The sequence below is a fragment of the Denitratisoma sp. genome (assembly GCA_032027165.1).
Lineage (GTDB): Bacteria > Pseudomonadota > Gammaproteobacteria > Burkholderiales > Rhodocyclaceae > Desulfobacillus.
Genome location: JAVSMO010000001.1, coordinates 3,298,940 through 3,313,887, shown reverse-complemented (window position 1 = coordinate 3,313,887; position 14,948 = coordinate 3,298,940). Strand labels below are relative to the sequence as shown.

Genomic DNA, 14,948 nt, shown 5'->3' with positions numbered 1-14,948 from the left:
AGGGGCATGAGCGCCAAGCAGAAAAACATTGCTTCGGCCGAGGCAATGGATGCATCGAAAGTACGCGCCCTGCGCATGACGGGCTGGTTCCTGCTCGCGGCGCCGTCGTTTTACCTGGTCCTGCTGTTCGCGGCCTTTCCCGGGCATGTCGTGCGCGGCATCGGCCCCGGCTTCCTGCTGGTCCTGGCGATCGTCACCCTGCTGCTGCTGCGCACCGGCCGTGCCCTGACGGCCGCCCGCCTGCTCGTCTATGCCGGCTGGACCGGGCTCGCCGTGGCGGCAGCCTTCGGCGGCGGCGTCTACGCGCCGCAGATCGTCGCCCTGCCGCTGGCCATCGTCCTGGCGGGCTGGATGCTCGGGCCGCGCCACGCCATCGCCGTCGCTGCGCTGTCCATCCTGCTGGGGCTCGGGCTGGCCGTGGCGACGCACCTCGGGCGGCTGGCCCTGCCGCCGCCGGCGCCGCCCCTCCTGATGTGGATCTCCTTCGCGCTGCCCGCGGCCATCGTCTGCCTGCTCACCTTGTACATCGTCCGCAGCTACGAGGGCCGCCTGGAGGCGCAGCGGCGCACCGAGGAAGAACTGCGCCGGTCCGAGGACAAGTTCGGCAAGGTGTTCCGCTCCAATCCGCTGGCCGTCTCCATCACCCGCCTCGAGGACGGCCGCTACGTCGACGTCAACGACACCTGGCTGCAGCTTTTCGGCTGGTCGCGCGAGGAGGTGGTCGGCCGCACCTCCCTCGAACTGGGCAAGTGGGTGCAGCCGGCCGACCGCGAATCCTGGGCCGGCGCACTGCGGCGGTCCGGGCGCATCCAGAACATGGAAACGCGCTTCCACACGAAAAACGGCGGGGTCCTGGACGTGCTGCTCTCGGCCGAGATGATCGACCTCGCCGGCGAGCAATGCGCGCTGATCATGGTCTCGGACAACACGGACCGCAAGCGCGCGGAGCAGGCCCTGCGCGAGAGCGAAACCCTGCTCCGCATCGCGGTGCAGGGCGGCAACATCGGTCTGTGGGAGTGGGACGTCGCCACGGACAAGCTGCGCTGGAACAAGCGCCTGCGGGCCATCTTCGGCCTGCCGCCGGACGAGGGCGAACTGACCCTGCCACGCTTCCTGGCCGCCATCCATCCGGACGATGTGGAGGCAACCCAGGACGCCTTCATGACGGCCCTCGCCAACGACACGGAATTCGACAAGGAATACCGCATCGTCTGGCCGGACGGCACGGTGCGCTGGATCGTCGCGCGCGGGCACGGCGAATACGCGGCCGACGGCACCCCGTTGCGCATGACCGGCGCCGCCCTGGACATCACGGAGCGCCTACAGGCAGAAGCTTCGCAGCGCGAGTCGCAGGAGCGGTTTGCCAAGATCTTCGAGGCCAGCCCCGTCACCATCCTCATCACGCGCAAGGACACCGGGCAGTACCTGAACGTCAATGAGTCCTTTACCCGCCAGTTCGGCTGGGCCCGGCAGGAAGTCATCGGCCGCACTTCGCTGGACATCGGCATCTGGCAATCGGCCCGCGAGCGCGAACGCTGGGTCGACGAACTGGGCCGGCGCGGCACCGTGCGCGACTACGAGGTCGGCCTGCTGACCAGGTCGGGCGAACTCCGCCAAACCGTGGTCGCCGCCGAAGCCATCGAGATCGGGGGCATGCCCTGCATCATCTCCATGATCCACGACATCACCGACCGCAAGCAGGCGGAAGAGGCGCTGAGGGCCAGCCAGGCGCGCCTGACCGAAGCACAACGCATCGGCCATTTCGGCAGCTGGGACCTCGACCTGGCGACCGGCCGCATGGAATGGACGGACGAACTCTTCAGGATCTTCGATTGCGGGCGCGACGCATTCGGCGGCACCTGGAACGCCCTGCTCGACATGGTGCATCCGGATGACATGCCCGTCATCCGCAACGCCTTCCGGGAGTCGGCCGCGACGCAGGGCGCCTACGAGATCGATCATCGCATCGTCACGCCGGCGGGGCAGGTCAAGTTCCTGCATGTTCGCTGGGAAGTGTCTTTCGACGAAGGCGGCAAACCGGTGCGGGCCCTCGGCACCGCACAGGACATCACCGAGCAGAGGCTGGCCAAGGCCGAGATCGAACGCCTCAACGCCGAGCTGGAGCAGCGTGTGCAGGAGCGTACGGCGGAATTGACGGCGGCCAACCGCGAGTTGGAGTCCTTCGCCTATTCCATCTCCCACGACCTGAGGGCACCGCTGCGCGGCATCGACGGCTTCAGCAAGCTGCTCGCCGACGAATACCGCGAGCGCCTCGACGACGAGGGCGTCGACTACCTCGACCGCGTGCGCCGCGCCGCCCAGCGCATGGGCACCCTCATCGACGACATCCTCGAACTGTCCCGCGTCACCCGCCAGGAAATGCGCCGCGTCAGGGTCGACCTCTCCCAGATCGCCGCCGAAATCATCGAGGAGCGCTCCCGCGCCGAGCCCGACCACCGCGTCGCCGTCACCCTGGCACCCGACTGTACCGCCCATGGCGACCCGCAGCTGCTGCGCGTGCTCATGCAGAACCTGCTGGAGAACGCCTGGAAGTACTCCGCCAAGAAGGCCGACCCCGCCATCGAGTTCGGCCGCGAGACGATCGACGGCGAGACCGTCTTCTTCGTCCGCGACAACGGCGTCGGCTTCGACATGAAGTACGCCGACCGCCTGTTCACCCCCTTCCAGCGACTGCACCGCCCCGAAGAGTTCGAAGGCACCGGCATCGGCCTGGCCACCGTCGCCCGCATCATCCGCCGACACGGCGGCCGCGTCTGGGCCGAATCAGGCCCGGACGAAGGAACGACATTGCGGTTCGTGTTGGGCGCGGGCGGGAGGCCATGAATGAACGATAAGCCCCCCATCCAGGCCCTGTCCTCCGAAGACAGGCTGAAACGCATCGGCGGCGTCGACATCGTCAGATTGGCGGCATCGCTGATCCTGGCCGGTGCGGTCGCCTATCTCCTGTCGCTGGCCTTCGCCGACCTGTACGACAAGCGCCGGCTGGTCGGACCGCTCCTGATGATTGTCTCGGCGCTGGCCAGCCTGTTCGCGCTGCACCGCCGGAAGGTCGCGCCGGCCTACCGGCTCTTGCTGGTGTGCGCCTGGCTGGCCGTCACGCTCTCCGCCGTGCAGGTCGCCGGACTGCGCACGGCCGTGGTCTTTGCCTATCCCGTCATCATCATGGCCGCATGGCCCCTCGGACGCCGGGCCGTCATGATCGCCGGAGCCGGCACAATCCTCGCGGTCCTCGCGCTGGCGCTGATCGAATGGGGCGGGCTGATGGACAACCTGCTCCCCACGCCCTTGTTCCTGCTCGGCCTGGTCTATTGCATCGTCCTGGTCGTGGCCACGCTGTTCACGACCACGACCGTTTCCCGGCAGGACAGCTGGCTGGACAGCGAGGCCGGCCTCCGGCAGGAGCTGGACGCGCGCATGCGCATGCTCGCCGGCCAGGCCCGCGAAATGCGCCTGATCACCGACAACGTTCCGGCCATGATCTGCGCCTACGAGGGCATGATCTGCCGGTTCGCCAACCCGCGCTACGCGGAATTCTTCGGATTCACGACGGAAAGCATCGTCGGCAAGCACCTGCGCGAAGTCATCGGGGAGGAATCCTTCATTCACGCGCAGCCGCTGGTGGAGCGGGTGCTGGCCGGCGAGCAGGTCGCCTATCGCGGACGCCGCTCCTCGCCGGCGTTCGGCGACCGCCTGATGGACGTCAAACTCGTCCCCGAGCAGCCCGAGCCGGGACGGATCAGGGGTTTCTTCGGCCTGTTCCTCGACATCACGGAGCAGGAGCTGGCCGCGGAGGCGTTGCGCAGCCAGAGTTCCCTCCAGGAAGCGCTCCTGCGCGCCCAGTCGGATGCCGGCCTCGGCATGTTCATCATCGAGGCCGGGCACATCGTCCACGCCAACGATGCGCTGTGCCGGATGTACGGCTACACCGAGGGGGAAATCCGGTCGTTGCCCAGCTATATCGAGCTCGCGCATCCGGAGGATCGCGAGCGGGTCAGGCGCAACCACGAACGGCGCCTGCGAGGGGAGAAGTTCGACAACCACTACCGCATTGCCATCGTCACCAAGACCGGCGAACGGCGGGAGGTGGAGATGACGGTCGCCTACATGGACTCGACGCCGGCGCCGCGCGTGCTGGTGATCATGCAGGACGTGACCGGGCGGGTGCAGGCGGAGGCCGCCCGGCAGCGATCGGAAGACATGTTTGCGAGGATGTTCCGCGCCAGCCCGCTACCGGTCTGCATCACCCGGCTGGCCGACGGGACGTATGTGGAGGCCAACGACGCCTTCATCGAGCAGTTCGGCCGCGACCGCAGTGAACTGCTCGGCCGCACCTCCCTCGAGATCCGCACCTGGCCCGATCCGGTCGACCGCCGGCGCTGGATCGAGGCGCTGCGGGCGGAAGGCCGGGTACGCGACTACCAGGCGACGCTGCTCAACCGGGTAGGCGAGCCGCGCACCGTCCTCATCTTCGCCGAAAAGTTCGACCTGGCCGGCGAGGACTACATCCTCACGGTGCTCTACGACCATACCGACCGCTGGCGCGCCGAAGAGGAAGTGCGCCGCCTCAACGCCGAGCTGGAGCAGCGTGTGCAGGAGCGTACGGCGGAATTGACGGCGGCCAACCGCGAGTTGGAGTCCTTCGCCTATTCCATCTCCCACGACCTGAGGGCGCTGCCTTATACACATCTAGATGTGTATAAGAGGCCGCCTCAACGCCGAGCTGGAGCAGCGTGTGCAGGAGCGTACGGCGGAATTGACGGCGGCCAACCGCGAGTTGGAGTCCTTCGCCTATTCCATCTCCCACGACCTGAGGGCACCGCTGCGCGGCATCGACGGCTTCAGCAAGCTGCTCGCCGACGAATACCGCGAGCGCCTCGACGACGAGGGCGTCGACTACCTCGACCGCGTGCGCCGCGCCGCCCAGCGCATGGGCACCCTCATCGACGACATCCTCGAACTGTCCCGCGTCACCCGCCAGGAAATGCGCCGCGTCAGGGTCGACCTCTCCCAGATCGCCGCCGAAATCATCGAGGAGCGCTCCCGCGCCGAGCCCGACCACCGCGTCGCCGTCACCCTGGCACCCGACTGTACCGCCCATGGCGACCCGCAGCTGCTGCGCGTGCTCATGCAGAACCTGCTGGAGAACGCCTGGAAGTACTCCGCCAAGAAGGCCGACCCCGCCATCGAGTTCGGCCGCGAGACGATCGACGGCGAGACCGTCTTCTTCGTCCGCGACAACGGCGTCGGCTTCGACATGAAGTACGCCGACCGCCTGTTCACCCCCTTCCAGCGACTGCACCGCCCCGAAGAGTTCGAAGGCACCGGCATCGGCCTGGCCACCGTCGCCCGCATCATCCGCCGACACGGCGGCCGCGTCTGGGCCGAATCAGGCCCGGACGAAGGAACGACATTGCGGTTCGTGTTGGGCGACAAACCGGCCGGGCAAGGGATATAAGTTAGCGCACACTCTGGTTATTAGGCATGGCCGCCTAATGATGTTGCGTAGCAGCAATTACTTGAACCATATCAAGCAAAACTTACTCAAATCAATCGTACAATGCCGAAACTTTGATTTTGCATTGCAATATCCGTGTCGCCTGCTTTCGCCCATGAAGCCGCCGGCAGGCCGATAGGAAACCACTACACAATGGTTGTAAAGGAGAACGCATGAAGAGCCCGATGATCCTGCCCTGGATCGCCCACAAGGCTGGCATTAGCGAAGCCCGCGCCGAAGAACTCTGGCGCGAAGCCCTCTGCCACGCCACCGACAGCACCGGCTGGGTCGGCACGTCCGAATACTGGGAAGCCGCCGAAGCCCGCCTGCATAAACTGATCGAACGCGAACAGCGGACCCATTGCCTGCCGACCCCGGAAATCAGCCCCTGGGTACGCCTGCAGTCGCGCATGGCCCACCTGCCGCTGCTGCTGGCCGAGAGCTGGTCCCTGGCCTGGGTCCGGCTGCTCTCCGCAAAAGCCTGAACAGGCCCTAGCGCAACACCTTTGCTTCGAGGCCAAGCCGGGCCTTGAGACCCCCCGCCAGCGCCTCGGCCTCGGCACGGCTGGCCAGGTTGCGCAGCAGGACCTCATAGCGCACCACCCCGTCACCGGCGCGCGGCCGGATCGAAGGCGGATAGCCCGCCGCGGCGAGGCGGTCAAACACCGCCAGGGCCTCCTGCTGGCTGTCGGCACGGGCCAGCAGCAGTTTCCACTGCCCGCCGCGACGCAGGGCACCCGCCCCCGGCGCGATTTCGGTTTCCGCAGCCCACTTCCTCACCGTTTCGGGATCGGCTTTCTCGATGCCCTTCGGCGGCTGGCCGCGCGGCGCCACGTAGAAGGTCAAAGGCTCGCTCATCTCCCGTGAATCGCCGTCCTGGTGGCTGACGCCGATGCGGCCTTCCAGCAGGCAGACGAAATCCCGCTCCGGCTCGGTCTTGCCCCAGATGTCGGTGCCGCGGATGCCGGCCGTCACGGTGGCGACGCGGATGCTGATGTCGCGCCGGGAAAGCCTCCTCAGCTTGTCGGTGGTGAAGCGGAAGGCGCCCTTGGCGACATCGAGTGCGGCGGAAAAGAATCGACGGTCGCCGGGCCCCAGGCGCTCGGCCAGGAGGACGCCGTTCTCGCCCAGCTTGACCGTGCTGCCATCGGCGAGCCTGAGGTAAACACGCGAACCCGCACCGGTGCGAATGCGGTCGCGGCTTTTCAGCTCCATCCCCGGCGCCAGCGGCTCGACACGGCCCTCGCGGTCGCGCCAGGCCGGCGCCTGCACGGCGTCCACCACGGCCTGGGGTGCCGCCCAGGCCTGGGCGGCAAGCGCCAGCATGGCCCAAAACAGGGCTTTTCCCATTCTTCCCTCCTCGGTCGGTGACGCGGCTGGGCGTCGCAGGCGCAGAGTATAATCCGCTCCTTTGCAACGCTGATCCGCACTCCCCTCATGCAGGAAAAATACGCCCCGGCCGGGATCGAGCAGGCCGCCCAGCAGCACTGGGAAACCACCGCCGCCTTCCGCGCCGTCGAAGATCTCGCCAAGCCGAAGTACTACTGCCTGTCGATGTTCCCCTACCCGTCGGGCAAGCTGCACATGGGCCACGTGCGCAACTACACCATCGGCGACGTGCTGACGCGCTACCACCGCATGCGCGGCTTCAACGTCCTGCAGCCGATGGGCTGGGATGCCTTCGGCCTGCCGGCGGAGAACGCCGCCATGGCCAATGCCGTGCCGCCGGCGCAGTGGACCTACGACAACATCGCCTACATGAAGAAGCAGCTCAGGTCGCTGGGCTTCGCCCTCGACTGGGAGCGCGAGCTGGCGACCTGCAAGCCCGACTACTACAAGTGGAACCAGTGGCTGTTCCTGCGCATGCTGGAGAAGGGCCTCGCCTACCAGAAGACCGGCGTGGTGAACTGGGACCCGGTCGACCAGACCGTGCTCGCCAACGAGCAGGTCATCGACGGCCGCGGCTGGCGCACCGGCGCCGTGGTGGAGAAGCGCGAGATCCCGATGTACTACCTCGCCATCACGAAATACGCCGAGGAGCTGCTCGCCGCCCTCGACGGACTGCCCGGCTGGCCCGAGCGGGTGAAGACCATGCAGGCCAACTGGATCGGCAAGAGTTACGGCGTGCGCTTCGCCTTCCCCTACGAGCTCGACGGCAAACAGGAGAAGCTGTGGGTGTTCACCACCCGCGCCGACACCATCATGGGCGTCACCTTCTGCGCGGTGGCCGCCGAGCACTCCCTGGCCGCCCGCGCCGCGCGCGACAACCCGGCGCTGGCCGCCTTCATCGAGGAGTGCAAGCAGGGCTCGGTCATGGAGGCGGACCTCGCCACCATGGAAAAGAAGGGCATGCCGACCGGCATCTTCGTCGGCCACCCGCTCACCGGCGAGCAGGTCGAGGTCTGGGTCGGCAACTACGTGCTGATGGGCTACGGCGAAGGCGCCGTGATGGCCGTGCCGGCGCACGACGAGCGCGACTTCCACTTCGCCAAGAAATACGGCCTGCCGATCAATCAGGTCATCGACATTCCGGGCAAGCCGTTCTCGCTCGACGCCTGGCAGGAGTGGTATGCCGACAAGGAAAGCGGCCGCTGCGTGAATTCCGGCAAGTACGACGGCCTCGGCATCAGGGAGGCAGTGGACGCCATCGCCGCCGACCTCAAGGCCAAGGGCCTCGGCGACAAGCAGGTCACCTGGCGCCTGCGCGACTGGGGCATCTCGCGCCAGCGCTACTGGGGCTGCCCGATCCCGCTCATCCACTGCGAGCAATGCGGCACCGTGCCGGTGCCCGACGATCAGCTCCCCGTGGTGCTGCCGGAGGACTGCGTGCCGGACGGCTCCGGCAACCCGCTCAACAAGCGGCCCGACTTCCTCGACTGCGCCTGCCCGAAGTGCGGCGGCCGCGCGCGGCGCGAGACCGACACCATGGACACCTTCGTCGACTCGTCCTGGTACTACAGCCGCTATGCCTGCGCCGGCAACGACCAGGCGATGGTGGACGAGCGGGTGAAGTACTGGCTGCCGGTCGACCAGTACATCGGCGGCATCGAGCACGCCATCCTGCACCTGCTCTACTCGCGCTTCTGGACCAAGATCATGCGCGACCTCGGCCTGGTCGGCTTCGACGAGCCGTTCAGCCGCCTGCTCACGCAGGGCATGGTGCTCAACGAAATCTTCTTCCGCAAGCCGGCGTCGGGTCGCATCAGCTACTTCAATCCGGCCGACGTCGAACTGAAGTTCGACGACAAGGGCAACCGCGCCGGCGCGGTGCTGAAGGCCGACGGCCAGCCGGTCGAGTCGGGCGGCATCGGCACCATGTCGAAGTCGAAGAACAACGGCGTCGACCCGCAGCACCTGATCGAGCAGTACGGCGCCGACACGGCGCGCTTCTTCATGATGTTCGCCAGCCCGCCCGAGCAGACGCTGGAGTGGTCGGACTCGGGCGTGGACGGCAGCTACCGCTTCCTCAAGCGCCTGTGGGCCTTCGCCGCCGCCGCGCGCGATTTCGTGAAGGCAGCGCCGTGCGAGCCGTCAAAGCTGGACAACGCGCTGGCCGCCGTGCGCCGCGACATCCACCTGAACCTGAAGCAGGCCAACTACGACTTCCACAAGTTCCAGTTCAACACGGTGGCCTCGGCCGCCATGAAGATGCTGAACGCCCTGGAGCGCGCGCCGAAGGAGGCCGCGGGCTACGCGGCGCTGGTGCGCGAAGGCCTGTCCGTCCTGCTGCGCCTGCTCTCCCCCATCACGCCCCACATCTGCCATCATCTCTGGCGCGAGCTGGGATACGGCGAGGATATCCTGCATGCCGCCTGGCCGGAGCCGCTGGACGAGGCGCTGGCGCAGAACGAGATCGAGCTGGTGCTGCAGGTCAACGGCAAGCTGCGCGGCGCCGTCAAGGTGCCGGCCGCCGCCGCGAAGGAGCAGATCGAGGCGGCCGCGCTGGCCTGCGATGTGGCGCAGAAATACATGGAAGGCAAGCCGGCGAGAAAGGTGGTCGTCGTGCCCGGCCGGCTGGTCAATATCGTCGTCTGAGTGGAGCGAAGCATGCGCGCGTTGATTTCCGTGATGTTGGCCCTGATGCTCGCCGCCTGCGGCTTCCAGCTGCGCGGCGCGCAGCCGCTGCCCTTCTCCAGCCTGTACATCCCCGCCGACAGCTGGGAAACGGGTGCCCTGCTGAAACGCAACATCCGCGCCCTCAACAGCACGCAACTCACCGAGACGCCCCAGGAAGCCCAGGCGGTGTTCACGCTCCTCGGCGAGGCGCGCGAGAAGAACATCCTCAGCCTGTCCGGCACCGGCCGGGTGCGCGAATACCAGCTGCGCTACCGCCTCGCCTTCCGCGTGCACGACCTGAAGGGCAGGGAATTCATCGCCCCCACCGAGATCGTCCTGGTGCGCGACATCAGCTTCAGCGACGAGCGGGTGCTGGCCAAGGAGCAGGAAGAGGCCCTGCTCTACCGCGACATGCAGAACGACATGGTGCAGCAGCTGATGCGCCGCATGGCCGCCGCAAAGGTCTCCGGCTAAGCGCCCGTATCCATGCAGCTGCGCGCCGACCAGCTCGCCTCGCACCTCGCCAAGACGCTCGCGCCGCTCTACGTCCTGCACGGCGACGAACCGTTGCTGGTGATCGAGGCGGGCGACGCCATCCGCGGCAGCGCCCGGGAAAAGGGCTACAACGAGCGCGAGGTGCTGGTCAGCGGCGCCGGCTTCAAGTGGGATTCGCTGATGCTGGCCGCCGGCAACCTGTCGCTCTTCGGCGGCAACAAGCTGGTCGACCTGCGCATCCCCAACGGCAAGCCCGGCCGCGACGGCGGCGAGGCCCTGCAGCGCTACTGCGAGCGCCTGCCCGACGGCGTGCTGACCCTGGTCACCCTGCCGCAGCTCGACTGGGCCGCGCGCAAGACAAGCTGGTTCAACGCCCTGTCGCAGGCCGGCGTGGCCATCGAACTGAATGCCCCCGGCCTGGCCGAACTGCCCGACTGGATCGCCTTGCGCCTGGCGCGGCAAAGTCAGTCCGCCGAGCGCGCCGCCCTGGAGTTCATCGCCGCCCACGTCGAGGGCAATCTGCTCGCCGCCCACCAGGAAATCCAGAAGCTCGGCCTGCTGCACCCGCCCGGCAATTTGACGCTGGCCCAGGTCGAGGATGCGGTGCTGAATGTGGCGCGCTATGATGTCGACAAGCTGCGCGCCGCCCTGCTCGAGGGCGACGCCGCCCGCTGCGCCCGGCTGCTGGAAGGCCTGCGCGGCGAGGATGTGGCGCCGCCGCTGCTGCTGTGGGCCTTCGCCAGCGAGATCCGCACGCTGGCCGCATTGCGGGCCGCCCAGGACGAAGGCCGGCCGCTGGCGGCGGCCCTGCGCGCCGAGCGCGTCTTCGACGACCGCCGCGCCGCCGCCCTCCAGCGTGCCCTGCCGCGGCTGCGCGCGCCGCAACTGCGCACAGCGCTGCTCGCCGCGGCGCGCATCGACCGCATGATCAAGGGGCTGGTGCAGGGCGACGTCTGGGACGAATTTCTCCAGCTGGCCCTGCGGCTGGCAAGGAAACCGACATGAAGAATGAAGCGATGAACGTGAAGGACTACATGCAGGCCCTCGGCCGCCAGGCGCGCGCGGCTTCGCGCGACATGGCCAAGGCCTCGACCAACGCCAAGAACCGCGCCTTGCTGGCGATGGCCGCGGCCATCCGCCGGGACCAGGCAGCACTGCTTGCCGCCAATCGCGAGGACCTCGACGCCGCGCGCGCCGCCGGCCTCGACGACGCCATGCTCGACCGCCTCGCCCTCTCCAGCAAGTCGGTGGCGACCATGGCCGAGGGATTGGAGCAGATTGCCGCCCTGGCCGACCCGATCGGCGAGATGACCGACCTGAAGTTCCGCCCCTCCGGCATCCAGGTCGGCCGCATGCGCGTGCCGCTCGGCGTCATCGGCATCATCTACGAGGCGCGCCCGAACGTCACCGTCGATGCCGCCGGACTGTGCCTGAAGGCCGGCAACGCCGCCATCCTGCGCGGCGGCTCGGAAGCGATCCGCTGCAACCGCGCGCTCGCCGCGCTGGTGCACGAGGGCCTGCGCGAAGCCGGCCTGCCCGCCGCCGCCGTGCAGGTGGTGGACACCACCGACCGCGCCGCCGTCGGCGAGCTGGTGACCATGAAGGAGTTCGTCGACGTCATCGTGCCGCGCGGCGGCAAGGGGCTGATCGAGCGCATCTCCAGCGAAGCGCGCATCCCGGTCATCAAGCACCTCGACGGCAACTGCCACGTCTATGTGGACGATGCGGCCGACGCCGACAAGGCCCTGCGCATCGTCGACAACGCCAAGACGCAGCGCCTCGGCACCTGCAACACCGCCGAATCGCTGCTGGTGGCGCGCGGCGTCGCCAAGGCATTGCTGCCGCAGCTCGGCGCGATGCTGGCCGGCAAGGGCGTCGAGCTGCGCGGCTGCGCGGAGTCGCTGGCCCTCCTGCGCGGCGCCGGCATCGACGCGGCGAAGCTGAAGGAGGCGACGGAGCAGGACTGGTACGAGGAATACCTCGCCGCTATCCTCGCCGTGAAGGTGGTCGCCGGCGTGGACGAGGCCATCGCGCACATCAACCAGTATTCCTCGCAGCACACAGACGCCATCGTCACCGAAGATTACACGCGGGCGATGCGCTTCCTGCGCGAGGTGGATTCGGCCTCGGTGATGGTGAACGCCTCGACGCGCTTCGCCGACGGCTTCGAGTACGGCCTCGGCGCCGAGATCGGCATCTCGACCGACAAGATCCACGCCCGCGGCCCGGTCGGCCTGGAGGGGCTGACCAGCCAGAAGTGGGTGGTGCTGGGCAATGGGGAGGTTCGACAATAACGCTGTAGAAAGTCAGTCGCCGCGACACGGCGGTCAACAACAAAAAGGAGGAGACATGCAAGTCCGCAATGCCATCGTTTCGTTCGCGGCAGCCCTGGTGCTGGCCGCCTGCGCATCCGTGCCGCCGCAGAGCCAGCAGCTGGCGACGAATTTCAAATCGATGTCGCCGACCTCGGGGCTGTCCAAGGACATGTCCATGGAGGAGGCCGAGCGCATCCGCGACGGCCTGGTCGCGGAACTCGCCGCCAGCCAGGGCAGGGTCGTCGGCTACAAGGCCGGCCTCACCAACCCGGCGGTGCAGAAGCGCTTCGGCGTCAACTCCCCGGTGCGCGGCATGCTGCTGGAGAAGATGCTGCTCGAGGACGGCGCGGAAGTGCCGGCGAAGTTCGGCGCCATTCCCTTCTTCGAGGCCGACATCGCGGTGGTGGTCAAGGACGAGGGCATCAACCAGGCGAAGACGCCGGCCGACGTGATGAAGCACGTGGCGAGCATCCGGCCCTTCATCGAGCTGCCCGACCTGGTGACGGCCAAGGAGCAGCCGCTGACCGGCGCCATCATCACCTCCTTCAACGTCGGCGCGCGCCTCGGCGTACTGGGCAAGCCGATTGCCGCAACGCCCGAGATGGCCGATGCGCTAGGCAAGATGACGGTCGTCATGCGCGACCAGACGGGCAAAGAACTCGGCAGGGCGCCGGGCGCCGCCATTCTCGGCCACCCGCTGAATGCCGTGGTCTGGCTGGCGCAGGACGTCGCCAAATCGGGCGGCAAGCTGCGTGCCGGCGACGTCCTCAGCCTGGGTTCCTTCACCGCGCCGAACTTCACCAAGCCCGGCACGGCCGTCACGGTCACCTACGAAGGCCTCCCGGGCAACCCGTCCGTGTCCGCACGCTTCAAGTGAGAGGAGACAGCATGAAAAGAATCACAGCAGCGTTCGCAACCGCGCTTCTCATAAGCCTCGCCCACGCCGCGGAGCTGGAGGGTTTCAAGTTCGACGACAAGCTCAAGCTCGGCAATGCCGAACTCGTGGTAAACGGCACCGGCGTGCGCTCCAAGTTCGGCAAGCGCTACGCCATGGCCCTCTACCTGCCGGCCAAGGCCACGGACGCCAAGGCCGCGCTCGCCGCCAAGGGGCCGAAGCGTGTGGACGTGAGGCTCATCAAGGATGTCTCCGGCGACACCTTCGCCGGCGCCGTCAGCGGCGGCATCAACGACAACAGCTCGGATGCGGAGAAGGCCGCGCTGAAGGACCGCATCAAGCAGCTGGCCGACACCGTCGTCGCGCTGGGCGAGATCAAGGCCGGCACCGCCATCGTGTTCGACTGGGTCCCGGAGCGGGGCATGGTGCTCACCGTCGGCGGCAAGCCGGCCGGCCAGCCCATCCCCGGCGAGGATTTCTACACGGCCCTGCTGCGCGTCTGGCTGGGCGAAGATCCGGCACAGGGAAGCCTCAAGGAAGCCCTGCTCGGCAAGCCGCAATAACTCGCTATAATTCTGCGACCCATTACAACCAGAGGAGACAAACATGAACAAGACGTATCGCGTCCTGGTGGCCCTGGCCGCCGGCGCCCTGCTCGCCCTGCCGGCCCAGGCCCAGCAGTTCATCAACGTGCTGAGCGGCGGCACCAGCGGCATTTATTACCCGCTCGGCGTCTCGCTGACGCAGATCTACGGCAAGGCGATCCCCGAGGCCAAGGCCACGGTGCAGGCGACCAAGGCCTCCGCCGAGAACCTCAATCTGCTGCAGGCCGGCCGCGGCGAGATCGCCTGGACGCTCGGCGACGCACTCTCGCTGGCCTGGAAGGGCGACGCCGACGCCGGCTTCAAGGCGCCCTTGAACAAGCTGCGCGGCGTCTCCGCCACCTACAGCAATTACATCCAGATCGTCGCCTCGGCCGACTCGGGCATCAAGTCCATGGCCGACCTGAAGGGCAAGCGCATCTCCGTCGGCGCACCCAAGTCCGGCACCGAACTCAACGCACGCGCCATCCTCAAGGCGGCCGGCCTCGGCTACGGCGATTTCGCCAAGGTGGAGTACCTGCCGTTCGGCGAGTCGGTGGAACTCATCAAGAACCGACAGCTCGACGTCACCCTGCAGTCCGCCGGCCTCGGCGTGGCCTCGATCCGCGACCTCGCCACCTCGGTGAGCATCGTGGTGGTGCCGATCCCGGCCGACATCGTGGCCAAGGTCGGCGACGCCGCCTACCAGTCGGCCATCATCCCGGCCAACACCTACCAGGGCCAGACCGCGGACGTGCCCACCGCGGTCATTCCCAACTTCCTGGTCACCCACGAAGGCGTATCGGCGGATCTGGTGTGCAAGATGGCCAAGTCCATGTACGACAACCTCGACATGATGGTTGCCGCCCATGCCGCCGCCAAGGCCATCAAGCGCGAAAACGCCACGAAAGGCATGCCGCTGCCCCTGCACCCCGGCGCCGAGAAGTACTACAAGAACGGCGCCTGCTGAAGCAATGCGGTTCCGCCCGGCGCCCCGGTGCCGGGCGGGTGCTTGCGCCGTATCGCCGACACTGACTTTTTTCGGGCCCCGCATGCCACGCTGCGCCCGTCGATAACGCCATGCCCGTGAT

Annotated in this window: 13 protein-coding genes; 10 read left to right on the top strand and 3 right to left on the bottom strand. The window is 67.7% G+C overall.

Translation table 11 applies throughout. The annotated features are described in order from the left end of the window. Nucleotides 1-6: 6 nt before the first annotated feature. Nucleotides 7-2,844 (top strand): PAS domain S-box protein, encoded by a 2,838-nt coding sequence (locus tag ROZ00_16225; GenBank protein ID MDT3737776.1) that lies wholly within the window; start codon nt 7-9, stop codon nt 2,842-2,844. Here the strand turns inward: ROZ00_16225 and ROZ00_16220 are convergent. Further along, on the bottom strand, nt 2,785-4,062 hold the full coding sequence (locus tag ROZ00_16220) for a hypothetical protein (GenBank protein ID MDT3737775.1): 1,278 nt from the start codon (nt 4,060-4,062) through the stop codon (nt 2,785-2,787). The two genes, ROZ00_16225 and ROZ00_16220, sit on opposite strands and share 60 nt — an antisense overlap. A 186-nt stretch (nt 4,063-4,248) precedes the next feature. After that, nucleotides 4,249-4,548: a hypothetical protein gene (locus ROZ00_16215; protein MDT3737774.1), complete on the bottom strand. Its 300-nt coding sequence runs from the start codon at nt 4,546-4,548 to the stop codon at nt 4,249-4,251. A 163-nt stretch (nt 4,549-4,711) separates the two neighbouring features. Between ROZ00_16215 and ROZ00_16210 the strand changes: the two genes are divergently transcribed. Together ROZ00_16210 and ROZ00_16205 are read left to right on the top strand one after the other, a co-directional pair. Next, nucleotides 4,712-5,476: an ATP-binding protein gene (locus tag ROZ00_16210; protein ID MDT3737773.1), complete on the top strand. Its 765-nt coding sequence runs from the start codon at nt 4,712-4,714 to the stop codon at nt 5,474-5,476. Nucleotides 5,477-5,688: 212 nt separating this feature from the next. Continuing rightward, complete coding sequence (locus ROZ00_16205; GenBank protein ID MDT3737772.1) at nt 5,689-6,000, top strand: hypothetical protein; 312 nt, start codon at nt 5,689-5,691, stop codon at nt 5,998-6,000. Nucleotides 6,001-6,007: 7 nt separating this feature from the next. On the opposite strand, the gene ROZ00_16200 is transcribed toward ROZ00_16205, so the two are convergent. Continuing rightward, complete coding sequence (locus ROZ00_16200) at nt 6,008-6,865, bottom strand: FecR family protein (protein MDT3737771.1); 858 nt, start codon at nt 6,863-6,865, stop codon at nt 6,008-6,010. 87 nt (nt 6,866-6,952) lie between these two features. Between ROZ00_16200 and leuS the strand changes: the two genes are divergently transcribed. The 7 genes from leuS to ROZ00_16165 are packed head-to-tail and all read left to right on the top strand — an operon-like array spanning nt 6,953 to nt 14,827. Further along, the gene (gene leuS / locus ROZ00_16195) at nt 6,953-9,550 is read left to right on the top strand and encodes a leucine--tRNA ligase (GenBank protein MDT3737770.1); all 2,598 of its coding nucleotides are present in this window, start codon (nt 6,953-6,955) and stop codon (nt 9,548-9,550) included. Nucleotides 9,551-9,562: 12 nt separating this feature from the next. Beyond that, entirely contained in the window at nt 9,563-10,045 is a 483-nt protein-coding gene (gene lptE / locus ROZ00_16190) for an LPS assembly lipoprotein LptE (protein MDT3737769.1), read from the top strand. 12 nt (nt 10,046-10,057) lie between these two features. After that, complete coding sequence (gene holA, locus ROZ00_16185; protein ID MDT3737768.1) at nt 10,058-11,071, top strand: DNA polymerase III subunit delta; 1,014 nt, start codon at nt 10,058-10,060, stop codon at nt 11,069-11,071. An 11-nt stretch (nt 11,072-11,082) separates the two neighbouring features. Continuing rightward, nucleotides 11,083-12,360, top strand: a complete 1,278-nt coding sequence (locus ROZ00_16180) for a glutamate-5-semialdehyde dehydrogenase (GenBank protein ID MDT3737767.1) — start codon at nt 11,083-11,085, stop codon at nt 12,358-12,360. Between the two features lie 55 nt (nt 12,361-12,415). After that, nucleotides 12,416-13,258 (top strand): hypothetical protein, encoded by an 843-nt coding sequence (locus tag ROZ00_16175; protein ID MDT3737766.1) that lies wholly within the window; start codon nt 12,416-12,418, stop codon nt 13,256-13,258. An 11-nt stretch (nt 13,259-13,269) separates the two neighbouring features. Beyond that, the gene (locus ROZ00_16170) at nt 13,270-13,839 is read left to right on the top strand and encodes a chalcone isomerase family protein (protein MDT3737765.1); all 570 of its coding nucleotides are present in this window, start codon (nt 13,270-13,272) and stop codon (nt 13,837-13,839) included. A gap of 43 nt (nt 13,840-13,882) precedes the next feature. Beyond that, a complete protein-coding gene (locus tag ROZ00_16165; protein ID MDT3737764.1) occupies nt 13,883-14,827 on the top strand; it encodes a TAXI family TRAP transporter solute-binding subunit in 945 nt (314 codons plus the stop codon). The last annotated feature ends 121 nt before the right edge of the window (nt 14,828-14,948 follow it).